General features: G+C 64.4%; 20 protein-coding genes and 1 tRNA gene. 10 read left to right on the top strand and 11 right to left on the bottom strand.

Features of this window, described 5'->3' with window-relative positions; genetic code table 11:
• The first annotated feature begins 60 nt into the window (after nucleotides 1-60).
• Complete coding sequence (locus K0S66_RS07725) at nucleotides 61-1,527, top strand: MFS transporter (RefSeq protein ID WP_301074766.1); 1,467 nt, start codon at nucleotides 61-63, stop codon at nucleotides 1,525-1,527.
• A gap of 189 nt (nucleotides 1,528-1,716) precedes the next feature.
• Nucleotides 1,717-2,211 (top strand): hypothetical protein, encoded by a 495-nt coding sequence (locus tag K0S66_RS16760; protein WP_366520794.1) that lies wholly within the window; start codon nucleotides 1,717-1,719, stop codon nucleotides 2,209-2,211.
• 104 nt (nucleotides 2,212-2,315) lie between these two features.
• Here K0S66_RS16760 and dinB read toward each other — a convergent pair whose 3' ends face one another.
• The 3 genes from dinB to K0S66_RS07705 form a co-directional block, all read right to left on the bottom strand.
• Nucleotides 2,316-3,407, bottom strand: coding sequence for a DNA polymerase IV (dinB, locus tag K0S66_RS07715; RefSeq protein WP_301074765.1), 1,092 nt, complete (start codon nucleotides 3,405-3,407; stop codon nucleotides 2,316-2,318).
• 84 nt (nucleotides 3,408-3,491) lie between these two features.
• Nucleotides 3,492-5,981: an FtsX-like permease family protein gene (locus K0S66_RS07710; RefSeq protein WP_301074764.1), complete on the bottom strand. Its 2,490-nt coding sequence runs from the start codon at nucleotides 5,979-5,981 to the stop codon at nucleotides 3,492-3,494.
• Nucleotides 5,978-6,649, bottom strand: coding sequence for an ATP-binding cassette domain-containing protein (locus tag K0S66_RS07705; protein WP_301074933.1), 672 nt, complete (start codon nucleotides 6,647-6,649; stop codon nucleotides 5,978-5,980). Before K0S66_RS07705 ends, K0S66_RS07710 begins: the two co-directional genes overlap by 4 nt.
• Nucleotides 6,650-6,741: 92 nt before the next feature.
• On the opposite strand from K0S66_RS07705, the gene K0S66_RS07700 reads away from it, so the two are divergent.
• Nucleotides 6,742-7,383 carry an arylesterase gene (locus tag K0S66_RS07700; RefSeq protein WP_301074932.1) on the top strand — a complete coding sequence of 214 codons (642 nt, stop codon included), beginning with the start codon at nucleotides 6,742-6,744 and terminating at the stop codon, nucleotides 7,381-7,383.
• Between the two features lie 11 nt (nucleotides 7,384-7,394).
• On the opposite strand, the gene paoC is transcribed toward K0S66_RS07700, so the two are convergent.
• The 4 genes from paoC to K0S66_RS07680 all read right to left on the bottom strand — a co-directional run bounded on the left by paoC (nucleotide 7,395) and on the right by K0S66_RS07680 (nucleotide 14,097).
• Nucleotides 7,395-9,614, bottom strand: a complete 2,220-nt coding sequence (gene paoC, locus K0S66_RS07695) for an aldehyde oxidoreductase molybdenum-binding subunit PaoC (RefSeq protein WP_301074763.1) — start codon at nucleotides 9,612-9,614, stop codon at nucleotides 7,395-7,397.
• A 4-nt stretch (nucleotides 9,615-9,618) separates the two neighbouring features.
• Nucleotides 9,619-10,569, bottom strand: a complete 951-nt coding sequence (locus tag K0S66_RS07690) for a xanthine dehydrogenase family protein subunit M (protein WP_301074762.1) — start codon at nucleotides 10,567-10,569, stop codon at nucleotides 9,619-9,621.
• Nucleotides 10,566-11,204 (bottom strand): aldehyde dehydrogenase iron-sulfur subunit PaoA, encoded by a 639-nt coding sequence (gene paoA, locus K0S66_RS07685; RefSeq protein ID WP_301074761.1) that lies wholly within the window; start codon nucleotides 11,202-11,204, stop codon nucleotides 10,566-10,568. Before paoA ends, K0S66_RS07690 begins: the two co-directional genes overlap by 4 nt.
• Nucleotides 11,205-11,421: 217 nt before the next feature.
• Nucleotides 11,422-14,097, bottom strand: coding sequence for an HAD-IC family P-type ATPase (locus K0S66_RS07680; RefSeq protein WP_301074760.1), 2,676 nt, complete (start codon nucleotides 14,095-14,097; stop codon nucleotides 11,422-11,424).
• Between the two features lie 301 nt (nucleotides 14,098-14,398).
• Between K0S66_RS07680 and K0S66_RS07675 the strand changes: the two genes are divergently transcribed.
• Nucleotides 14,399-15,400, top strand: a complete 1,002-nt coding sequence (locus K0S66_RS07675) for a 2-hydroxyacid dehydrogenase (protein ID WP_301074759.1) — start codon at nucleotides 14,399-14,401, stop codon at nucleotides 15,398-15,400.
• An 80-nt stretch (nucleotides 15,401-15,480) separates the two neighbouring features.
• Here the strand turns inward: K0S66_RS07675 and K0S66_RS07670 are convergent.
• Nucleotides 15,481-15,556 (bottom strand) — tRNA-Lys (locus tag K0S66_RS07670).
• Nucleotides 15,547-16,053 (bottom strand): 2-amino-4-hydroxy-6-hydroxymethyldihydropteridine diphosphokinase, encoded by a 507-nt coding sequence (gene folK, locus K0S66_RS07665; RefSeq protein ID WP_301074758.1) that lies wholly within the window; start codon nucleotides 16,051-16,053, stop codon nucleotides 15,547-15,549. Before folK ends, K0S66_RS07670 begins: the two co-directional genes overlap by 10 nt.
• A gap of 23 nt (nucleotides 16,054-16,076) precedes the next feature.
• Here folK and K0S66_RS07660 point away from each other — a divergent pair, with 23 nt between their 5' ends.
• Nucleotides 16,077-16,736, top strand: coding sequence for a uracil-DNA glycosylase (locus K0S66_RS07660; protein WP_301074757.1), 660 nt, complete (start codon nucleotides 16,077-16,079; stop codon nucleotides 16,734-16,736).
• Nucleotides 16,737-16,761: 25 nt separating this feature from the next.
• Here the strand turns inward: K0S66_RS07660 and K0S66_RS07655 are convergent, their stop codons facing one another.
• Together K0S66_RS07655 and K0S66_RS07650 are read right to left on the bottom strand one after the other, a co-directional pair.
• Nucleotides 16,762-17,259 carry a CinA family protein gene (locus tag K0S66_RS07655; protein WP_301074756.1) on the bottom strand — a complete coding sequence of 166 codons (498 nt, stop codon included), beginning with the start codon at nucleotides 17,257-17,259 and terminating at the stop codon, nucleotides 16,762-16,764.
• A gap of 149 nt (nucleotides 17,260-17,408) precedes the next feature.
• Nucleotides 17,409-18,242, bottom strand: coding sequence for a S1/P1 nuclease (locus tag K0S66_RS07650; protein WP_301074755.1), 834 nt, complete (start codon nucleotides 18,240-18,242; stop codon nucleotides 17,409-17,411).
• 246 nt (nucleotides 18,243-18,488) lie between these two features.
• On the opposite strand from K0S66_RS07650, the gene K0S66_RS07645 reads away from it, so the two are divergent.
• From K0S66_RS07645 to K0S66_RS07625, 5 genes are all read left to right on the top strand, one after another.
• A complete protein-coding gene (locus tag K0S66_RS07645; protein ID WP_301074754.1) occupies nucleotides 18,489-19,028 on the top strand; it encodes a hypothetical protein in 540 nt (179 codons plus the stop codon).
• Nucleotides 19,029-19,554: 526 nt separating this feature from the next.
• A complete protein-coding gene (locus K0S66_RS07640; protein WP_301074753.1) occupies nucleotides 19,555-20,364 on the top strand; it encodes a hypothetical protein in 810 nt (269 codons plus the stop codon).
• 3 nt (nucleotides 20,365-20,367) lie between these two features.
• Complete coding sequence (locus tag K0S66_RS07635; protein ID WP_301074752.1) at nucleotides 20,368-20,922, top strand: hypothetical protein; 555 nt, start codon at nucleotides 20,368-20,370, stop codon at nucleotides 20,920-20,922.
• Between the two features lie 14 nt (nucleotides 20,923-20,936).
• Entirely contained in the window at nucleotides 20,937-21,542 is a 606-nt protein-coding gene (locus K0S66_RS07630) for a hypothetical protein (RefSeq protein ID WP_301074751.1), read from the top strand.
• Nucleotides 21,543-21,864: 322 nt separating this feature from the next.
• Nucleotides 21,865-23,133, top strand: a complete 1,269-nt coding sequence (locus K0S66_RS07625; RefSeq protein ID WP_301074750.1) for a hypothetical protein — start codon at nucleotides 21,865-21,867, stop codon at nucleotides 23,131-23,133.
• Nucleotides 23,134-23,332: the final 199 nt, after the last annotated feature.

Here is a 23,332-nt window from a genome sequence, read left to right as displayed (position 1 = left end):
ATGCGCACGCCCCAACAGCATTGAGGCCTGGCACATCCAGGCACATGGTAGGAGAGGTTCATGGCCACTATTGCAGCTGGCGTGGCGGACACACCTGAACGGCGCGCGCCGGCAGCGCTGCCGCTGTCGACGAAGCTAGCGCATGGCTCCGGAGCGATTGCGGGCGGATCAATCATCTATCTTCGGTCGCTGATGCTGCTGTTCTACAGCCAGGTGGTCGGCCTGGAGGCGTGGACGGTCAGTCTGGCGTTGGCCATTGTCATCGCGTTCGATGCGGTCTGGGATCCCGCGATCGGCCATTTCTCCGACAATCTGCGATCCCGGTTCGGCCGGCGGCATACGCTCATGTTCGCAGCGCCGATCCCAACCGCGATCCTGTGCGCGCTCATGTGGAATCCGCCGGTCGGGCTATCGCCCGGCGTGACCTTCGCCTGGCTGCTCGTCACCGCGTTGCTGCTGAACCTGTGCTACAGTTTCTTCGAGGTGCCGGCGAATGCGCTCACCCCCGAGCTGGCGCCTGGCTATCACGTGCGGACCAATCTGGTCGCGTGGCGCTGGGTGTTGGGGACGGTCGGCGCCATGATCACCGCCTTCCTCGGCCTTGGCTGGTTCCTGTCGCCGGAGGCCGGCGCGGTCGGCCAGTTGGTGCGTTCGGGCTATGGCAAGCTGGGCATTGCCTCGGCGCTGCTGATGTTGACCGCGATGTTCATCAATGCGTTCGGCACGCGGCGCTATCGCGGCACCTTGTACGAGCCACCGGAGCGGGACCGCAACTGGCGCCGGTCGCTGCGCGAAGCGGCCGAGACGCTGCACAACCGGAACATGGCGGTGGCGATCATCGCCGGCGCGCTGGCGGGGATCGGCTTTGGCGTCCGCACGGTATTGGAAGCCTATGTCGCGACCTTCATCTGGGGGCTGCCTGCGTCGGCGCTGCTGCTGACTACGGTGGCCGGATTTGTCGCAACGCCATTTGGCGCGGTCGTGGGCGCGATGCTGTCGCGCCGCTATGGGAAGAAGCCCGCGTGTATGGGGCTGTTCTTCTTCGGCACGATCCTCACCAACATGCCGCTGCTGCTGCGGCTGTCCGGCCTGTTCTTCGAAAACGGTGACCCGCGGCTGCTGCCGACGCTGGTCGGCTTCGCCTTCTCATCGGCGGTGCTTTATTATGGCGGGTTCATCCTGGTCAGTTCGATGATCGCCGACATCGTCGAAGATGCGCAGGCGAAGACGGGTCGGCGATCCGAGGGGCTGATTACCGCGGCGGATCAGTTCATCCAGAAGATCATCACGGCGATGGGAACGGTGATGGGCGGCGCGATCCTGACGTTCATCGCCTTTCCGCGCCGCGCGCTTCCCGGACAAGTGCCTGCCGAGACGCTGGCGGCGCTTGGCTGGACCTTCCTGACGCTGGTCACGGCACTGAGTTTCCTGTCGATCGCGGTATGGAAATTCTACCGCATCGATCGCGAAGGGCATGAGGCCCGGCTGAGCGCACTCGACGTGCCTGAAGTGCGCGGCGTGGTGTAGCCGCGCGAGCCGTGCGGGTGGCGAGCGGAACCGCGGAGGCATGTCGCGGCTTTTTTCGTCAGCAGCATCGAGGCAAGTCGTGACGAGGCATGGCATCATCGCGAGAGACCGTCGTCGGGGCCTCCACCGTCCTGCCACGTTCGATGCTCGATGGCGCCAGCGCACCCCTAACCGCGAGGATTCACTCTGATGGCCGATCCTGACACCCGCGTTTATGGCATGGCGGATTCGTCGAACCACCAATCCGGTGCCGACAACGGCCTCCGCGGCGAGGGCGCCGCAGACCGCGGCCCGCCGGCGTATCAGCGGCTGGTGAATGCGGACGATGATCAGTTGGTAATTGTCGAGGAGGTTTCCGGCGTCGCCTATGCTGAAGCGGTGACGCCCCAGCGCCGCGGCGGGGCGCGCGAGGCACACCCCCCCTCAACGCTGCCGTGGGTCCTGCTGGCGCTGGTGATGGGCTATGCCGTTGGACGCTTTCGGCGAGCAGACCGGCCTGAGCCGGCGCCCGCGCCCGCCGCGCTGACGCGGCTCCCGGGGGAGCAGGGCGGGTTCAGCCAGGTTCGCGATGCCGGGCCGGAAGAGATCCGCGACGCCCAGCCGCGTTGGTCGGAGGTGGATGAGGCATCGGACGAGTCGTTCCCGGCGAGCGACCCGCCTTCCTTCTCCATGCCGGGTCGCTGATCCGAGCGGTTGAGCGATGTGACGCTGAAGGGCCGGTCGACAGGGAGTGGCGCTTTCGTGTTCTCTAACGCTCAGGCGGCGGCCGCTTTCTCCAATGTTAGCGGTTAGGACGCCGCCACGTCGAACAGCGGCAAATCCTGCGGGTCGTCTGCGGTGGGGGCGTCGAAGTTCGAGACGGTGACCCCAACCAGCCGAATGCCGGTTTCCGGGGGATAGATCGACCGGACGAGATCGAGGCTGGCACTGACCAGCTGGTCGCGCGTGACGATGGCGTGGTTATGGCTGCGGCTGCGCGTGATCTGGCGGAAGTTCTTGAACTTGATCTTTACGGTAACAGTTCGGCCGAAGGCGCCGGCCTTTTCACACCAGGACCATACGTCGTCAGCCATGCGGATGATGCCGGCCTCGATTTCCTGAGGATCGGTCAGGTCGCGATCGAAGGTGGTTTCCGAGCCGGAGGATTTACGCACGCGGTTGGGGTTCACCGGGCGATCGTCGATCCCGCGTGCGATGGCATAATACCAGCTGGCGGAACTGCCGAAATGCCGTTCCAGAAAGTCGAGCGGCTTGGCGCGCAGATCGCCGCCGGTTTCGATGCCGAGCCGCTTCATCTTCGCCGCTGTCACCGGGCCGACACCGTGGAAGCGGGAAACCGGCAGCGTTTCGACCCAGGCGGCACCCATGTCGGGTGTCACCGCGAACTGCCCGTTGGGCTTTCGGTGGTCGGACGCGAGCTTCGCCAGGAACTTGTTGTACGAAACGCCCGCCGATGCGGTGAGGCCGGTTTCCTCCAGAATGCGGGCGCGGATCGCCTTTGCGGTGGCCCATGCCGTCGGCAAACCGGCACGGTTCTGGGTCACGTCCAGATATGCCTCGTCCAGCGACAATGGCTGAATGAGCGGCGTGAATTCGGCGAAGATCGCGTGGATCTGGCGCGAAACGGCCTTGTACACATCGAAGCGGGGCGGAACGAAGACGAGGTCGGGGCAGCGACGAAGCGCGGTTACGGACGGCAGCGCGCTGCGCACCCCAAAGACGCGTGCCTCATAGCTGGCGGCCGCCACGACCCCGCGCGCCGCAGCATGGCCAACGGCGACCGGTCGACCGCGCAGCGACGGATCGTCGCGCTGTTCCACCGACGCGAAAAAGGCGTCCATGTCGACATGGATGATCTTTCGAGTCGGACCGGCCATCATGGCGCAGGCCATAGCAGCGAAGGAACGGACAGGGAACGATGATCATGCCCGGGACGAGGCACAACGCCCTGTTCGGCTGGCCGATCAGTCGCTGCGCAACCCCGCCGCCGGCGACGCGCGGAGCGCCGGGAGGCTGCTGAGCACACCGATGCCGAGCGTGGCGACGATCGCGCCGGCCAGCGTCAGGCCGACGACCAGGGGGTCCGGCGCCCAGGTCAGATCGAGCACCTGCGTCACGACATACCAGCCGCCCGCCATGCCGATAAGCAGCGCGACGGCGGCGAGCAGGAGCGCAAGGAGGCCATATTCCAGCGCCTGTCCGGTCAGCAGTTGGGCCCGGCTGCCGCCCAGCAATTTCAGGATGATGGTGTCGTAGCGTCGTGCTTGCCCAGAGGCGGTAACCGCGCCGATCAGCACCACGATGCCGGCCACCACGGTAACAGCCGCCGCGGCGCGGATCGCAATTGCAACCTGGCCGAGCAGTTCGCTGATCTGACCAATGACGTCGCCCGTGCGCAGCATGGTGACGGAGGGGAGCGCGCGCGCCACTTCGCCGGCGATCATGCCATCGCGCCCGGCCGGCGCATAGACGCTGGCGAGAATTCCGTGCGGCGCCTCCTCGATATAGCCGGGCGAAAAGATCAGCGCGAAATTGAGGCCGAGCCCCTGCCAGTCGACCTTTCGCAGCGCGGCGATTCGGGCGGGAACGTCGACACCCAGGACCGCGACGGTGATCGTCTCGCCGACCTTCAGGCCGAGCTGTTCGGCGGCGCGATCCTCGAGCGAGATCAACGGCGGCCCACGATAGTTGCGCGGCCACCATTCCCCCGCGACCACCGTGTTGCGCGGCGGGACGGTGGCCGACCAAGTGATGGTGCGATCGCCGCGCAGGATCCACGCATCCTCCGGCAGGTTCTTCATGTCCGCCACGCGCCGGCCCTTCAGCGCGACGATTGAGCCACGAAGCGAGGGGACCGCCTCGATCGTGGCAGTGGGGGCGGCGCGGCGGACGGCGGCGCGGAACGCGGGTTCATCCTCCGGCTGGACATCGATGGCGAAGAAGCGCGGCGCCTTGGCCGGGGCGGCACTGGCGAGTTCGTTCGAAAGGCTGGTGTCGATGACGGCGAGCGCCACGAACAAGGAGAAGCCAAGCCCCAGCGCGACGACCAGCCGGTCGGTCTGCGCCCCGGGGCGGTGCAGGTTGGCTAGCGCCAGCCGGAACAGCGGAGGGCGTGGGCGCGGGAGGCGGGACAGGCCCCGGCGAAGGACTATGCCGAGGATCCAGAGCGTCGCGAGCACCGCGCCCGTGGCAGCGGTGAACCCCAGCGCCACGCCGCGATTGCTGGCGGTGAGCACAGTCAGCGCGACAAGCAGCGCGAGGACTGCCGCCATGCCGAGCAGGACCCGGACGGGAGGACGAGCCGAGTTGTCGATCGCGTCACGCAGAAGGCTGGCGGCCGGCACCGAGCGCGCGCGGGCGAGTGCGGGCAGCGAAAAGAGCAGGGCGACGAGCAGGCTGAGCCCCGCCGCCACCAACAAGGGTACAGGATAGATCCCAAGTCGCGGCGGGACCGGCAGCGCGTCCCCCGCAAGCTGCGCGACAAGCCACGGGATGGCGGTGCCGAGCGCCAGGCCAGCGAGCACCGCAACCGTTGCCACCAGACCCAGCTGGATCAGGAAGATTGCCGCAATCGTGCGCGAATGAGCGCCCAGCACCTTCAGGGTGGCAATCACGCGGCTCTTGCGCGTCAGATAGGCGCTGACCCCGCTGCCGATGCCGATCCCGGCGATCACCAGCGCAGCCAGCCCGACGAGCAGCAGGAACTGGCCAAGCTGATCGATACTTCGCTTCACATTGCCGGAGGCGTCCTCCGGCGTCCGCGCGCTCCATCCGGCGCTTGGATAGCGGCGGGCGACGGTGTCGCCGACAGTGGCGGGATCAAGGCCCGGGCGCAGCAGGATGCGGGTACGCGCCTGATAGAGGCTGCCCGGCTGCAGCACGCGCGTGGCATCCAGCCCAGCCATGTCGACCAGCGCGGTGGGGCCGAAGCTGAACCCCAGCGCGTCCGGCTCGGCTTCGATCAGCCCGATGATCCGCAAGCGGGCGGCGCCGATGCGCACAGTGTCGCCCACCTTCACCTTCAGTCGCTGCGCCAGCGCGGGGGCGATGGCCACCTGATTGCCGTGCGGGCGCGGCCGCAGCGCGCCCGGCTCCAGCGCGAGGCGGCCGACCAGCGGCCATGCGTCGTCGACGGCTCGCAAGTTGATGAGCGCCGGCGCGCCGCCGTTCAGCGGCTGAGCCATGGTGTTGACGGCGATGACCTCAGACGTGCGGCCGAAGGCGGCGAAGGCTGCATTCTCCTCGACCGTGGCGCGTCGCTGCGACACGCGGAGCTCGACGTCGCCGCCGAGCAACTGCCGGCTCTGCGCGTCCAGCGCGCTGGTGATCGACGCGGAGAGCGAGCCGATACCGGCAAGCGCGGCGGTGCCGAGAAACAGGCAGACGAGCAGCAGCCACAGCCCGCGGCCGCCGGCCCGCAGATCGCGAAGGGCGAGCCGCCACGCGTTGATCATTCGGCGGCGCTATCGCTGACGACGCGCCCGTCGGCGAGCGAGATTACCCGGCAGCACCGCGCCGCGAGCGCGGGATCGTGGGTGATGACGAAGAGGGTAGTGTCAGCCGCGGCGTGGCGCGCGAACAGCAGATCCATGATCGCCGCCCCGGTTGCGCCATCGAGGTTGCCGGTCGGCTCGTCGGCGAAGAGCAGCGCCGGACGCGGCGCCAGCGCGCGGGCAATCGCCACGCGCTGCTGTTCACCGCCCGACAGTTGCGCCGGATAGTGGGTCAGCCGGTGGCCGAGGCCTACCGCGGTCAGTTCCGCCTCCGCCTGCGCGAAGGGATCGGGCATGCCGGCCAGCTCCATCGGCACCGCGACATTTTCAAGCGCGGTCATCGTCGGCAGCAGGTGAAACGCCTGAAGGATGATGCCGATGCGGCCGCGCCGCGCCATCGCGAGTTGATCCTCGTTCAAGCGATCGAAGGCGAGCCCGGCAACGGTCACACTGCCGCCCGTCGGGCGCTCCATGCCCGAGAGGAGTGCCATGAGCGATGACTTGCCCGAACCCGACGGGCCAAGCAGCGCAACGCTTTCGCCGCGCCGCACGGTCAGGTCGATCCCGCGCAGGATGTCAGTGCGCGCCGGCGGTCGTCCCAGCGACAGCGTCAGATTGCGGGCGTGGATGACGACGGTATCGTCGGGGCTGCCATCCGGGCTAGGGCCGGGCGACGAGGGAGAAGCGGATGCTATCACAATGGCGCGGATACAGGGCGATGATGGTTGCTGTCCATTTGCTCCTTGCCGGTGTGCTGTTCGCCGCTGCGCCCGTGAAGGCAGAGCGGCTGATCTGGGCATTCGGTGACAGCCTGACCGCCGGCTATGGCCTGCCGCCCGCGCAGGGATTTCCCACCCGGCTGGAGGGGGCGCTTCGCCGCACGATGCCCGACGTCACGGTGCGCAATGGCGGCGTGGCGGGCGACACGTCGGCGCAAGGGCGCGCGCGGCTCGCCTGGGGACTGCGCGGGCTGAAGCGAAAGCCGGACCTGGTGATCGTCGAGCTGGGCGCGAACGACATGCTGCGCGGCCTGTCGCCGGCCGCTACCGAGAGGAACCTCGACCTGATCCTGACCGAGTTGAAGCGGCGCCAGATCCGCGTGCTGCTGGTCGGCATGCGCGCGGCGCCGAACCTGGGCAGCGACTATCGCCGCGCGTTCGAGGCGATGTACCCGCGGCTGGCGCGCAAGCATGGCGTGCCGCTCTACCCATTCTTCCTCGACGGTGTGGCGGGCAACCAGGCGCTGTTCCAGGCCGATGGGCGGCATCCCAACGCGCGCGGCGTCGACATCATCGTGCGCCGCATCGTGCCGGCGGTGCGCCTGGCCCTTCCGGACCGGCGCACCCCCGCCGCGCGCGGCTGACACCATCGGGGTCAGGCGACTGCCGGCAGCTTCTCGAGATATTTGTCGAGCGTGATGGGGTAATCCCGCACGCGGACGCCAGTGGCATTGTAGATCGCGTTGGCCACCGCTGCGCCGACGCCGCAAATGCCGAGTTCGCCGACACCCTTGGCCTTCATCGGGTTCGCCTTGTCATCCGCCTCGTCGAGGAAAACGACTTCCTGATGCGGGATATCGGCATGGACCGGCACCTCGTAGCTGGCAAGATCGTGGTTCACGAAGAAGCCGAAACGCTTGTCGACCGCCAGTTCCTCCATCAACGCCGAGCCGACGCCCATCGTCATTGCGCCGATAACCTGGCTGCGTGCTGACTTGGGATTGAGGATGCGGCCGGCGGCGCAGACGGCAAGCATGCGGCGCACGCGGGTGACGCCAGTATAAGCGTTGACCCCGACCTCCACGAAATGCGCGCCGAAGGTCGACATTTGCCATTCGTCGTCCAGATTGCCGAACTCGATCTTTTCCTCGGCCACCAACTCGCCCTGCGCGGCGGCATCGCGCAGCGTGGCCGCGCGATTGCCGCTGGTGACGCGGCCGCCATCGAACACCGCATCGGCCGAATTGAAGCCGAGCCGCTGGGCGATCTGCTCCCGCAACTTGGTACAGGCGGCATAGACGCCAGCGGTCGAATTGGCCGCGCCCCATTGACCGCCTGAGCCGGCGGAGACGGGGAAGGATGAATCGCCCAGCTTCACCACCACCGCCTCGGCCGGCACGCCGAGCATCTCGCCGGCGGTCTGGGCGATGATCGTGTAGGTGCCCGTGCCGATGTCGGTCATGTCGGTTTCGACCGTCACGATTCCTTCGGGCGACAGGCGCACGCGCGCGCCGGAGGTTGTGTTGATGTGGTTGCGGAAGGCGGAGGCGACGCCCATCCCGACGAGCCACTGACCGTCGCGGACCTGTGCGGGCTTTGCCTGTCGGCGATCCCAGCCGAAACGCTGCGCGCCGTCGTTGAGGCAGCGGACGAGCTGGCGCTGCGAGAAGCGGCGCTGCGGCTTTTCGGGATCGACCTGGGTATCGTTCTTGATCCGAAAGGCGACGGGATCCATCCCGAGCTTCTCGGCCATTTCGTCCATCGCGATCTCAAGCGCCATCATGCCGGGCGCCTCGCCGGGGGCGCGCATCGCATTGCCCTCCGGCAAATCGAGTACGGCAAGCCGCATCGCGGTCATCCGGTTGGGGCCGGCGTACAGCAGCTTCGTCTGCTGCACGGCGGTTTCCGGGCCGCCATCGGGCAGATCGCCCGAGCCGCTTTCGTGCGCGATCGCGGTGATGGTGCCGTCCTTCATCGCGCCAAGGCGGATCCGCTGATGCGTAGCGGGGCGATGCGTGGTGTTGTTGGCGATAAGCGGGCGTTGCAGCGCGACCTTCACCGGGCGTTTCGCCGCGCGTGCGCCGAGCGCCGCCATCAGCGCATCCGCGCGCACGAACAGCTTTCCGCCGAAACCGCCGCCGATATAGGGCGAGATCAGGCGGACCTTGTCCTCCGGCATGTTCAGCGTCAGCGCGACGTCACGCTTGCTCCAGGCGATCATCTGGTTCGAGGTCCAGAGCGTCAGTTCGTCGCCATTCCATACCGCGATCGAAGCGTGCGGTTCCATCATCGCGTGGCTGTGATCGGGGGTGTGATATTCCGCGTCCAGCTTCACCGGGGCGGCGGCAAACGCCTCTTCGAACTTGCCGACGCGTTCGACCGGCGAGGAGCCGCTGTTCGGACCGCCAGAGCCGCCGACGAGCGGCGCGACCTTCAACTGCTCGGTCAGGTCGTAGCGGCCATTTGCGCGCGCATAATCGACCCGCACCAGCCCGGCGGCGGCGCGTGCCTGTTCGAACGTTTCCGCGACCACCAGTGCGACGGCCTGATGGTAATGGTCGACGTCCGGGCCGGCGAGCAGCTTTGCCGTGTTGTTCTTGCCCTTGCCAATCTTGCCTGCGTCAGCCGCGGTGACAATGGCGATCACGCCCGGCGCCGCCTTTGCCGCTGCCGTGTCGATCCGGGTGATACGTCCCTTCGCGACACCGGCGCCGACGATATAGCCATAGGCCGGGTTCTTGATCTCGGCGTGATGCTCATAGGCATAAGGCGCCAGACCACTGGTCTTGAGGGGGCCGTCGATGCGGTCGTGCGCGCGTCCGACGACCTTCATGCGATCGATCGGGTTCTGGCCCTCGGCTTTTTCGAACTTCATGGGATCAGGCCTTCGCTTGAGCGATCACGGAAGCCAGCGCGCGGGTCGCGAGCGGCAGCTTGAACGCATTGTCCTTGGTCGGCGTCGCGCCCTGGAATGCGCGCGCCGTGACGGCGGCGGCCCCCTGCGGCAGCAACGCCTCGGCTTCCTCGACACGCCATGGTTTGGGCGCGACGCCGCCAAACGCCACCCGTCCGGTTCCGTCCGGCTGGATCACCGCCGCGACCGAGACGAGCGCAAAGGCATAGGAAGCGCGATCGCGCACCTTTTCGTAGAAGTGCTTGCCGCCAAGCGGAGCGGGCAGGGTGACGGCGGTGATCAGCTCCCCGCGATTGAGCACGGTGTCCTGCTCCGGGCGGTCGCCCCACAAACGGTGGAAGTCGGCAATCGGGATCGACCGACGCTGGCCCTGAGGGTCGACCGTTTCCACCACGGCGTCGAGCAGCCGAAGCGCGACCGGCATGTCACCGGGGAAGGTGGCGATGCACTTGTCGGACACGCCGATGACGCCAAGCTGGCGTGAATAGCCGCCGATCGCCGCGCAGCCCGATCCGGGCTTACGCTTGTTGCACGGCATGTTGACGTCGTAGAAATAGGGGCAGCGTGTACGCTGGAGCAAATTTCCGGCGGTCGACGCCTTGTTGCGCAGCTGCCCGCTGGCACCCGCCACAAGGGCGCGGGTCAGCACCGCATAATCGCGGCGCACGCGTTCATCAGCGGCGAGATCAGTATTGCTGACCAATGCGCCAATCCGCAGGCCGCCGTCAGGCGTCGCCTCGATCTTGTCGAGATCCAGATCCTGCACGTCGACCAGATGGGTCGGCGTTTCCACCTCGATCTTCATCAGATCGAGCAGATTGGTGCCCCCGGCGATGAACTTTGCGCCCGGCTTCGCGGCAACGATCCGCGCCGCGGCGACCGGATCGGTCGCCCGTTCGTAGGTGAACGCCCTCATGCCTTCACCCCCGCAACGTCCGCCATGGCATCGGCGATGTTCGAATAAGCGCCGCAGCGGCAGATGTTACCGCTCATCCGCTCGCGCATTTCCACGGTGGTGAAGCCGGGTCGCTCAGCCACGTCGGCCTGAACATGGCTGGGGATGCCTGCCTTGATTTCATCCAGCACAGCGACCGCCGAGCAGATCTGGCCGGGGGTGCAATAGCCGCACTGATAACCGTCATGTTTCACGAAGGCCGCCTGCATCGGATGCAATTTGTCCGGCGTGCCCAGCCCTTCGATGGTCGTGACAGTGTCGCCTTCGTGCATCACGGCGAGGCTGAGGCAGGAATTGATCCGCCGCCCGTCGACGATCACGGTGCAGGCGCCGCACTGACCATGGTCGCAGCCCTTCTTGGTGCCGGTAAGCTGCAGATGTTCGCGCAAGGCGTCGAGCAATGTCGTGCGGGGATCGAGCGTTAGCGAACGCTGTTCGCCATTCACGGTAAAGCGGACCGGCATCATGGGCGCCTCCGACGACTTGGATTGGGGAAGGGGTGCGCCGTGCGCCGGCGCCGCTGCAATCGCGACGCTGGCGGCGCTGCCTGCAAGTACGCCGCGGCGGGACACGCCCATTTCTATCTTGTCCGACATGGACGGTAGTTCCTCCTGTTCGATCAGCGTCGCGCGAGCGCGCTCGACATGCGCATGTGCAGCATAACGCCACTCTTGCCGATTGGAGCCGAGGAATTGCTGTGAGATCGCAAATGCGGGTGATCATTCCACCCGATGAGGACGGGCTAGGAGCAATGAAGAAAAGCAGCGTTTCGGATTTGCGATAACATCGCGCGCCCGCGCAGGTCGCAGAGGATCAATCGCGTAGTTCGGCGAACCAGCCCAAACGACGCATCAGCAGTTTTTCCAGTTCCAGAAGCACCATCAACGCAGCGCCAATGGCGACGATCAGCACGCCATCGACAAATGTGAGAGGGCGGCTGTCGAACACGCGGTTCATGAACGGTGTGAAGGTGAACAACAGTTGCATTACGACGAGCGCGGCAATCGACAGCAAGACGAGCGGCGTTCCAAGCACGCCCTGCCAGCTGAGCGACGTGAGATGCAAGTAACGCACGTTGAACAGGTAGAAGATCTCGGCAACGATGAACATGTTGACGACCATCGTACGGGCGACCTCGAGCCCGCGACCTTGATTAAGCGTGAAGAAGAAGACGCCGAGCGTCGCGATGGTGAGGAGGATCGAAACGATCACCACGCGCCACAGCAGGAAGGGTGACAGGAGCGGCGCGTCGCGCCGTCGCGGCGGGCGGCGCATCACGTCGGGCTCCGGCGGCTCGAAGGCGAGCACGAGACCCAGCGTCACGCACAGGACCAGGTTGATCCACAGGATCTGGGTTGCCGTCATCGGCAAGGCGAAGCCGAGCACGATCGCGAGAACGACCGTCAGCGTCTCACCGCCATTCGTCGGGATTTCCCAGGTGATGACTTTCCGGATGTTGTCATAGACGGTTCGCCCTTCGCTCACCGCACTGACGATCGAGGCGAAATTGTCGTCGAGGAGCACCATTTCCGCCGCCTCCTTTGCCGCGGCGGTGCCCTTGATACCCATGGCCACGCCGACATCGGCCTGCTTCAGCGGCGGCGCATCGTTCACGCCGTCTCCGGTCATCGCGACGGTCAAGCCGTGCGATTGAAGGGCGCGCACGATACGCAGCTTGTGCTCCGGGCTGGTGCGCGCGAACACGGCGGTATCCCGCACCCGCGCGGCGAGCGCGGCGTCGTCCATCGCCTCCACCTCCACCCCGGTGAGCGCGCGGGGATCGGGGGCGAGATCGAGCTGGCGCGCGATCGCAAGCGCGGTGGCGGCGTGATCGCCGGTGATCATCTTCACATCGATGCCGGCCGAATGTGCCTCGGCGATTGCCGGCGCCGCCTCATCACGGGGCGGATCGATGAAGCCGATGATGCCGAGGAACGTGACGCCGTCCGTCAGGTCATCAAAGGTCAACGTCTCGCGATCATCGGCAAAGGATTTGAGCCCGAACGCGAGGACGCGTTCGCCGGAGGAGGCGGCGGCAGCCACGCGTTGGGTCCAGCCGACGGTATCGAAGCCCGGCTCGGCCATGGCGAACAGCGTCTCGGGTGCGCCCTTGATGAAGGCGACGCAGCCGCCATCAGGTGACTGGTGGAGCGTCGCCATGAAGCGATGCGCGGCATCGAACGGAATGGCATCGCGGCGCGGCCAGCTGTGCCGCACGGCCCCGACATGTTCGCCCGCCTTTCGCGCCAGCACGAGAAGGGCACCCTCCATCGGATCGCCCTCGACGTGCCACTCGCCGCCCGTCTGGTTCAGCACCGCGTCGTTGCAGAGCTGCGCGCACCACAGAAGCTGCGCGCCGACAGCGCCGATGAATGGCACGCCGCGCACCTCGCCCGCAGCAGGATCGTAACCGGCCCCGGTGACGGACCAATTTCCGGTCGGCGCGGTCACCGATCGGGCGGTCATCTCGTTGCGGGTCAACGTGCCGGTCTTGTCGGTGCAGATCACGGAAGTGGCCCCCAGCGTCTCGACTGCGGGCAATTTGCGGATCACCGCCTGCCGCTGCGCCATTCGCCGCACGCCGATTGCCAGCGTGATGGTGATGACCGCGGGCAGCCCCTCGGGAACGATGCCGACGGCGATCGCCACCACCGCGATCAGAGCCTCTATCCAGTCATAGTCGCGCACCAGGACGGCGAAGGCGAAGAGCAGCGTGCCGCCGATCAGGACAAACCAGGTGAACCGGCGGGCAAAGCGATCGATTTGTTCCAACAGCGGTGTCGCCATCGGAGTGACGCCGTGAATCATCGTGCTGATCCGGCCGATCTGCGTCGACACGCCGGTGGCGACGACGACCCCCTCCGCCTGGCCGGCGGCCACGAGCGTGCCGGAAAAGGCCATGTTGCGCCGGTCGGCGAGTGGCGCATCGGCGGAGACGGCGCCGCTTTCCTTCTCTGCCGCGACCGACTCGCCGGTAAGCAGCGCCTCATCCACCAGCAGACGGTGTGTCTCGATCAAGCGAAGGTCTGCGGGAACACGGTCGCCCGCCTCCAGCAACACGATGTCGCCGGGCACCAGATCCGCCACGTCGACGGTCTGGCGGTGGCCGTCGCGCAGCACGGCCGCATGCGGCGCGATCAGATCGTTGAGCGATTCCAGCGCGCGTTCTGCGCGGCCTTCCTGGATGAAGCCGATGACCGCGTTGGCGATGACCACGGCGATGATGACCCCGGCGTCGACCGCGTGGTTGAGCAGCGCCGCGGCCAGCGCGCCGCCGAGCAGCACGTAGATCAGCGTGTTGTTGAACTGCGAGAGGAACCGCCGCAGCGCACTGCGGCGGGGTGGAGAGGGCAGCAGGTTCTTTCCGTAGCTGCGCTGGCGTTCCGCCACCGCGTCATCCGACAAGCCCATCGCGCCGGTTTCGAGCGCGGCGCAAGCGGTTGCCGCTTCGACGGCGTGCCAGGCGCGGTCCCCACCGGCGGCGGTCAAGATGCCGCCGCGGTGGCGATGGGGCGAGCGCTTGGTTGGGGGAGCGACGATCGGGCGCCGCGCGCGGCCGAGGGACGCGAGCGATCCGCTCTGAACAAGCCGGCTGCTGCGATCGCTGTCACCATCATCCGCTTCTCCCCGGATGCCGTCGCACCTTCAACGCATGGCACCTTCAGGCGCTCCCCGGGTGGCGCATCGATCCAAACCGCATCCCACAAGGGTCGAACCTGACGCTTCGGGGCAACTGGTGCTATCCGTGCCATCCGCACGTTGACGACGACCAGCTGACGGGAGACGACAGGTGAAGATCGCGGTTTTCAGCGCCAAGGCCTATGATCGTACGTTCCTTTCCGCGGCCAATGCGGCGCAGGGTGGCCGGCATACGCTGACCTTCCTGGAGCCCAGGCTGGATGCACAATCGGCGAGCCTTGCGGCTGGCGCGGGGTGCGTCTGCGCGTTCGTTGACGATCAGCTGGACGCCGATACCTTGTCGGTCCTCCATGCCGGTGGAACCCGCCTGGTGGCGCTGCGCAGCGCCGGGTTCAACAATGTCGATCTGGCACGCGCGCGTGCGCTGGGCCTCATGGTGGCGCGGGTGCCCGCCTATTCGCCGGAAGCCGTGGCGGAACATACGGTGGCATTGATGCTGTCGCTCAACCGGAAAATCTATCGCGCGCGGGATCGGGTGCGCGAGGGCAATTTCGCGCTTGAGGGCCTGATCGGGTTCAACATGCATGGCCGCACGGCCGGGATCATCGGGACCGGGCTGATCGGGATGGCCACCGCGCGCATCCTCAGCGGTTTTGGCTGCCGTCTGTTGGGCAGCGACCCCATGCGCAATCCCGCGTTTGAAGCGCTGGGCGGCAGCTATGTCGAGGTGCCTGATCTGTTGCGCCAGTCCGATATCGTGACGCTGCACTGCCCGCTGACCTCCGCGAACCACCATCTGATCGATCGCGCGGCCATCGACGGGATGAAGCGCGGCGTGATGCTAATCAACACCAGCCGCGGCGCGCTGATCGATACGCGCGCGGCGATCGACGGGTTGAAGTCGGGCGCGATCGGGACGCTTGGCCTCGATGTCTATGAGGAGGAAGGGGGCATGTTCTTCAACGACCTGTCCAACAGCATGATCCAGGACGATGTGTTTGCGCGGCTGCTCACCTTTCCCAACGTGCTCGTCACCGGCCACCAGGCATTCTTCACCGTCGATGCGATGACGACCATCGCGGAAACGACGATCGGGAATGTCAGTGCGTTCGAAGACACTGGTAGCCCCGAATATGAGGTGTGCGCCGACTGATAAGCCCGCGCGGACAAGCGATCGTCGCTAGCCGATCCGCGTTCGAAGCGGGGCACGAACTAGGTGGCGCGGGGAGGCGCTGGTGGGTCCGCCGGGGCTCGAACCCGGGACCTCTCGATTAAAAGTCGCTTGCTCTACCAACTGAGCTACGGACCCTCACCAGCGCCGCTGCGCCTAGGCAGAGCGCGGCGGCGGGTCAACCGGGCATTGAGGTGTCGCACAGTCAATCCACTGATCGGATCCCGCCAGCCGGGCACGACCCTGGCGAGCGGACCCAGCACGAAATCACGGGTGCGAAAAGCGGTGTGGGGGACGATCAGGCCTGGCTCTTCCCAGGTTCCGCCTGACCACAACAGGATGTCGAGATCGATCACGCGGGCGCCCCAGCGCTGGCCGCGCCGGCGGCCGAAGGTGTGCTCGATCGTCTTCAGCCGGTGCAGCAGGTCGCCCGGCGCGAGCTCGCTCTCCAGCACGGCCGCGGTATTGGCGTATCGCCTGATGGAAGGGCCGAGCGGTGCGGTGGGGAAGATCGGCGCGACATCGATCACGCGACCGGGCAGCGCGGCCAGCGCGGCTGCAACTTCCGCCGCGGGCGACCCATGAACGCCGCGCCGGTTCGACCCAATTCCCACGACATAGGTTGAGCGCATCATGCCACTGCGCCTATCGCACCGCGATGGATCACGCACTCTCCGCCTTGCCCGCCACTGAACCGCCCCATGATTGCCCCTTGTGTCCGCGTCTTGCCGCCTTCCGCCACGCGCTGCAGGCCGAATATCCGACGTGGTGGAATGCTCCGGTCCCGGCGTTTGGCGATCCCGATGCCTGGTTGGTGATCGTCGGGCTGGCGCCGGGGAAGCATGGCGCGAATCGCACCGGCCGGCCGTTCACTGGCGATTATGCGGGCGAGTTGCTGTATGCCACGCTGGATAAATACGGCCTGAGCGAAGGACGGTTTGATGCACGGCCGGACGACGGGCTGCAGCTTCGCGGGGCGATGCTCATCAACGCGGTGCGCTGCCTCCCGCCCGAGAACAAGCCGACGCCTGAGGAAATTCGCACCTGCCGACCCTTCCTGGAAGCACCCATCGCTGCATTGCCCAAGGCCAAGGTATTCGTCGCGCTGGGCCAGATTGCCCATCAGTCGACGGTAAAGGCACTCGGCGGTCGCTTGCCCAAGGCGAAGTTCGGCCATCTGGCGGAGCATCGCATGCCGGACGGGCGCTTGCTGATCGATAGCTACCATTGTTCGCGCTACAATCAGAACACCGGGCGGCTGACCGCGCCGATGTTCGAGGCGGTGTTCGAACGAGCGCTGGCCTGCCGCGACGGCTGAGGTGAGCCGCCGCGCGGCGCAGGCATCAGGCGGTTTGGCCTTCCAGTGTAGCGACAAGGAAGGTCAGCGCTGCCTGGGCGAACGCCTCCATGTTGGCGATCCGGTCCGCGGACGCGGTGTCAACGGTCGTCGCGATCGCCACATCGGGCCCCACAACAGCAATGCAGCTGCGCCCGGCAGGCGCACCGCGCGGATGCTGATCGGGGCCAGCGGAGCCTGTTTCCGCGATCCCCCAATCGGCACCGAATCGATCGCGGATGCCGCGAGCCTGTAATAGCGCATAGGCTTCCGTCACGGATTCCATTCCGGCCAGTTCGGCGCGCGGCAGCCCGAGCAGGACATCGCGTCCCTTCATCGAATAGACCACGCCGCCGCCCCGACAGAAGCGTGTCGCGCCCGGCACCGTCAGCAACCCTGCAAGGATCAACCCGCCGGTCGCGCCATCGGCAACTGCAATGGTCTGACGATCCTGGCTCAGCAGCGCAGCTGCTTGTTGCGCAAGCGGGTGAAGGGAGTGGAGCATCAAAGAGCCTTTGCTGTTGGGGGCGGCGCGGGCTGATCATCGGCGAGAGAAGGCGGCAGTGCAAATCGTCATTGGGACGCTAATCGGCACGGTGCCCGATGTGCTTGCCCGCTTCGAAGCGTAGGCTTTCTACCGAAAGCCCAAGGCCACTATTCTGCAAACAGCAAGGGTGATTTCGACAGCTTGCGAGGGTCGCCGGGGGCGAACAACCAGTTCAGGTAAGTTGCAATGCGCACGCCCGCCTGTTTGAGGCGCTCATCGAGAGCGGAACGGTGTTGGTATGCGTACGACCAGGAGAGTTTTGGATCCTGCGGGTAGATTTGCTCTCTTAGCTTTACGCTTTCGGTCATCCAGGTGCCGGGGCGCGGATCACTCCACGCAACAACATTCTCCGGCGTGATCGAACGCGAGAGGAAGCTCGCATATTCCGAGAATGACAACTGCTTCTGCTCGATCAGCCCGGAATCCCAGAGAGAATGCAGATTGGTCGGCCGGTTGAAGAACGCCACGGAGGTGTCATTCCCTCCGCGGTCGTTTCCGCGGCCGACATGAAGCGGCTGATGCAAATCGCCAATGATGTGAACGACGAAGCGCAGGGCAATACGCTTGTCCTCAAGACCGGCGGTGGGATCCTGCAGCGTTGCCGTGAATCTGGTGAGCGCGGTGATGGCGTCTCCGTCGGCAGGCGCCATGCTGGGCTTGTAGATGTCGCCGGCAGCAACGGTGACATAGTGCCACGGGCTGGCAGTCTTCTGCCAGAACGGTGCGGGGTCCGACTTCATGTCGTCCGGCCACGTCGCGGCTTCCGCAAGGGTTTCGGATCCTATCAGCAGTTGCACATTGGCCTTCGCCAGCCCGCTTAAATTCTGTTCGGCGATGGCGCCGGTAATGCGGTGGCCGTTGGCCCCCCAAGCAAGGGCGGGGGAAGCGGCCAGGAGCGAGCCGGCGGTGATCAGAGTACGCGTAAACATCGCCGCGCGCATAGAGCCGCGAAGCTGAACCGTGGCTATCTGAGCGGGGCGGGGAACTTGGCTTTACCGCCCTGCGCAACGCGGAGGGAGCTCGCCGACGGTCCAACGGTTATCTACCGCACTTTTACCGCACCGGCCTGGCGCGTACTCGGAGAAGATCGTTGAATATCGATGGAGCGGGTGAAGGGAACACGCCAAGAACGTAATTGGCTCAAGGCCGAAGCGTAGGGCTGATCTTGAACCTATATAAGGTCGCATATGGCTAAGACCTTCCCGAACCGCGGCGAGCGACAGTTCCGCACCGACCGCAACGATCCTTTTGGCGCAAGAGCTGATGCGGTGGCAGCTCGTCGAGTGCTGCGCGACTGCCACCACGCGGCCAGGGAATTTCGGTCCGCCACGACGCCTTTGGAGCGCCGGTTACGCTGGTTCACTGTGCTGGTTTTGCTGCGCTCGGTCGGGCATGTTCTCGCCAAGGTAGACGGGGAAAGAAGCGATCACCTCCGCGACGCAGTGAAGAGTCAGTGGAGGAGGGTTCAAGCCGGATCGAGGGCAGACGATGTGTTTCACGACTTCATTGAGCGCGAGCGCAACCTACTACTGAAGGAGTACAAGTCCGACGAATACGTTCTCGAGCCGCGAGGCACGGACGATGAAGCGGACGATCTACTCGTTGGCGCCGAGGTCCTCACTCGCAATGAAGCACTCTCGCGCGCAATCGCTTGGTGGGAACGGCTGCTCGGGGACGTAGAGGCGGACGCCCAAGCGAGCCTCAGGGCAACGAGGCGATCTGGCTGAGTACCCCTGCGCACTGCAGTGCGATTGCTCCCAATCCTGCACCTAAACCTCAATCACCGAGAGACGCTGCACCATTCGGCTTGTTACCGCGGCCTGAATATGATCGTTTGCGATACCGGTGCGATACCGGTGCGATACCGGACTGGCCGGCTGTGGGGGGAGACGATGGACGCGAGTACTGAGGAAGCTTTGGAGGCGATCCTACGGGGATCAAAGCGGCAGAGGCGATAGGTGAAAACGTTATCGACCAGATTGCTACCTCGCTCGCTATCGCGGCCGTAGTTGCAAAGGACCTGTAAGATCCAAAAAGCAGCCGGGATCTCGCCCGCGTTCTGCGCCGGGCTCAAAGGCAAGACAGTTGACGTCAGCGCTCACTCCGACGCCGGCCTTGCTTCCAACCGCATCCCGGTTCAGGCAGCGATGAAAGTTTGCCGAAACGCGTGTCATCGCCATATGGCGGCGCATGTGGCGCGTTGACAGCACGACGCGCTTGCGATCGAACAAAGGAATGCGAGAATGCGAGCCGATGACCCTGTCGTTTGAACCGCTCGCCGGGCACAACGCGATCGAAAGCTGCGCTTTGGTGATCCGGTTTGTGACGCCAATTGATGCTCCAACTTTCGAAGCCCTGACGGTGCAGGCAGCAGCGCTTGCAACGGAAAACGGGCTGCCGGGAAGGCAGCAGCAGGTTATGCCGCAATTCGTGTTTGGTTCGGGCATACCTACGAACCTCCCCGTGGGCGTCTCGTTTCAAAGGTTCGCAACGGACGGTCAGATCGAAGCCGAGCTGAAGTGTGAAATGCAGGCGCTCACCCTCACAGTTCGCAAGTATGACAGCTGGTCTGGGTTCTTCGATTTTGCCAGTAAGGTCGCGCTTGCCCTCGTTCCAGTTTATCTTGGAACAGTGCCAGCGATTGCGTCTGTTCTTCTGCAGTACGAAGACGTTTTCTTGGCAGTGGAGGGTAATCCTCCTGCAGGGGAGGTGTTCCGTGAAGGAACTAGGTGGGTTACGATGTACGATCGTGCGTCTGACCAGCCTTGGCACTCGCATTTCGGTGTTTTCATCCCACAGTCCCCGATGCGGCGGCGCCTCGTTAACGTCAACGTAACTGTAGCTGACCAAGCTCGAGCCCCTCATAACATAGTGAGACGCGTGGCGGATCTAACGGTGCTTACAGGTGATATGTTTGACGTAGAGGGTCAGCCGCCCCTTTTAGTCGAGCGGGGGCGTGAGGCCGAGATTGTTGGAGATCTAATAAAGAACCTTCACGAGTTCCAAAAGACCATTTTAGCCCAAGTGCTTAGCGATGATTACCTCGCTGCGATTGGGTGCTGATAGATGACGCAATCAAATCAGATTATCGATAAAAACGGTGAGACGTCGCTGGCAGCCTCGAACATCACGGGACTCAAGCAGTTTACAGACGCGTGGGCGAAGACGTGCACCGCGGCCGCGCGTTCGGCCTCCTTCAGTCTTAATGGAGGAACAATCGTAGACACGTCCGCATATCATGCCGTTTCTGAAATGCCAGCTGATCGCCAACTTCGTCGATTGTATCGAATGAAGAATGTCGAGCCCGGCTGGGCCGGCCCCGGCTCTTGCCCGCCTGTGAAGGAAGCCGTCGATGCGACTGTTGAGCTGATTAAGCGCTTGCGCAATCTCCCGTTCCCCATTCCAATGGCCAGTGTTGGCGCTGACGGCCGCACGGGTTTGTTTTGGTCCGACGAAAAACTGTACGCCGACATTGAGATTCTTGAAGACGGAAAAGTCGGTTACCTGATCGAGGTCAAAGGTCGACCTCAGGTCGACAACGAAGAAGACATGCCTGATGTAGGTCTTCCTGAGGGCGTCGCCTGGGCTCTAGCCTCTGCATATCTCAACAATCGGAAATGATTGAGGGATCCGGCGTGGATCAAGCCGAACAACCCAGCAAGCCCTCATGCGCGATCATATTTGGCGAGTTATGCTTAAGGGGCGCGGGCTTACAAGACGCAGTATATGCAGCGTATAGCAAAGGAGAGTGCGAAGCCGAGAGCATTAGCGGGCATTCACCGGGCCGCGTAGAAGACAATGAACTTCTCACCAAGTTCATTGTGGACCCGATACATCTCGACCCTGTGACTGGAGTCATTAGTCCGCTGGCCTTTCAAGATGCTACAACGATAGACTTATCTTTGTTTCGCGAGGCCCTGGCTCAGGACAGTGAGCTACAAGCAGCCATTAATGCGATTAAAGCCACCGGCGCTTCGAAGTTGCCTCCTCAGGAAAGAGGAATTCAGCTTGTGATGCAGACTAGCGCGGGTGATCTCCGCTCGCTTGTCTTCGAGGACGGCAGTGAGCGCATGTGCATGGTTTACGACACGGCGCTCCCTGACAAGCCGGCACATGCCTCCGTCTTCACGCCGTCGGTGGCGCGAAAGGGAGCCAAGCAGCGAGAAGTACGGCGTAAGTTGCTCGCACTCTTTAGCAAGAAGACCGTGCGCCTAGCCGATTATCGTAAGCTATCCTACTAACCCGTCTTCGGCGCGCTCAAAGCTGCGGGAGGCTTCATGTGGAGGCCCGACCGGGCCTTGCATAAAGGCGAAATTTCAACCGCATGGCCCGTCTAACATGCCACTAATGAGGCACGCGGTTCTGCGCAGTCCCGCGCCGCATGTCTAACCTTTTGGACCGATCACTAGCGCCTGTGGCGCGATACCAGCCAGAGGACTAGCGGTCGGGAAACACGCGGGAATCGCTGGGGCCGAACGGGCACGCGTGAGCGCCTGGTCTAGCGCTTGCCGTTATCGCACGGCTGCTCCAGAGTTGGCGCGGCGCGGCAAGGCAGGCGAAAACATGAAGACACTGAAGCTCAAGGAAGTTTTCACGCCCGGCGGGCAGCCATCAATCACCTACGTCAGCCGCGAGCACCTAGGTCTAGAGAAGCGCGTCAAAGATGCGCTTAGTCGAGGATACTCGATAAACGTGGTCACCGGATCGACCAAGTCCGGCAAGACCGTCCTATGCAATCACGTCCTTGATCAGACCGGCGATAGTGTCACGATCGAGGGAGGACAGGTTAAGTCCGAAGAGGACTTTTGGGAACAGATCGCCTACACCTTGGAAGTGGGATCGCAGAGGTCCCGCAAGGTCGCAGGAACTGGTACGGCCACCGACGAAGCCGTGCTCGAGGGATCAATACCCGGAGTGAAAGCAAGCGTCCGAAGCGGGTCAGCTCAAGGGAAAACTCACGAGCGCTCCGTTACATACACGATCAACACGCAACGGGCCGCGCTCGATTCCCTGGTTGAACGTGACGTGTCCCTTTTGGTCGATGACTTCCACTACATCGACAAAAGCGTACAGCGCGCGATTATTCGGGCACTGAAGGGCGCTGTGTTCAAAGGTTTGGCGGTTATTCTTCTCGCCGTTCCCCACCGGGCGTTCGATCCGATGACTGTCGAACAGGAACTCGAGGGGCGCTTCAAGCACGTGGAGATCCCGCCGTGGGACTTGGATGATCTTCTGCAGATACCCAGTCGCGGTTTCGACGCGCTCAATGTCACCAACGATCCAGGCTTGAACAAGAAGATTTGCGAAGAGGGTTTCGGCAACCCGTTATTGGTTCAGGAAATCTGCAGCGAGCTTTGTATCGCCAGCGGCATCTCGTCACGTGCAGTCGTAAAGCAAGAGATTGTAGTTGGCGAGCTAGATGCTGCGCTTGCTGAAATCGCCAAGAGCAAAGGGTTTCCGAAATATAGCAAGCTGCGGCAGGGTCCCGATGCGAAGAAAAAGCGGATGCTACGCGAGTTTAAGGACGGACGTAGTCAAGATAAGTACTCTGCAATCCTGACGGCTCTCGCGGCATTGGGCCCTCAGCAGCGCACCGAGTACGAGGATCTTCGCGTAGCGCTACAGGGCTTGCTTAAACCCGGTTCCATGCCGGCAAAGCATGAGATCACTTCAGCGCTCAGCAACATGAGCAAGGTCGCCCGAGAAAAGATCGAGGGCGAACCGCCACTCGAATGGGTCGAGAGCGAGGATGCGCTCATCATTACCGATCCATTCCTACTCTTTTATATGAAGTGGGCTACTGACCACCTGGCACCCGGCGCGTCGGCGTAACTGCAGGTTCGACCTGCTGAACCTCACGCTTTCGTCGTGGACCAAAAATGTCCAAGCAAACCAATGGGTCTTGCCCATCTAGGGCACAACGCCGCCTATAGAATATCAATGGCTTACAGGGGAGGGGGGAACACTGGCCGCGGGTGCGGCAGCTCCAATCGACTAGCGAGCTATCGCTCGCGAGAGGCGCCCACGACTA

The organism is Sphingomonas sp., assembly GCF_029239295.1.
GTDB lineage: Bacteria > Pseudomonadota > Alphaproteobacteria > Sphingomonadales > Sphingomonadaceae > Sphingomonas.
The sequence above is the reverse complement of the archived record's forward strand: the minus strand, read 5'-3'. Positions and strand labels throughout refer to the sequence as shown.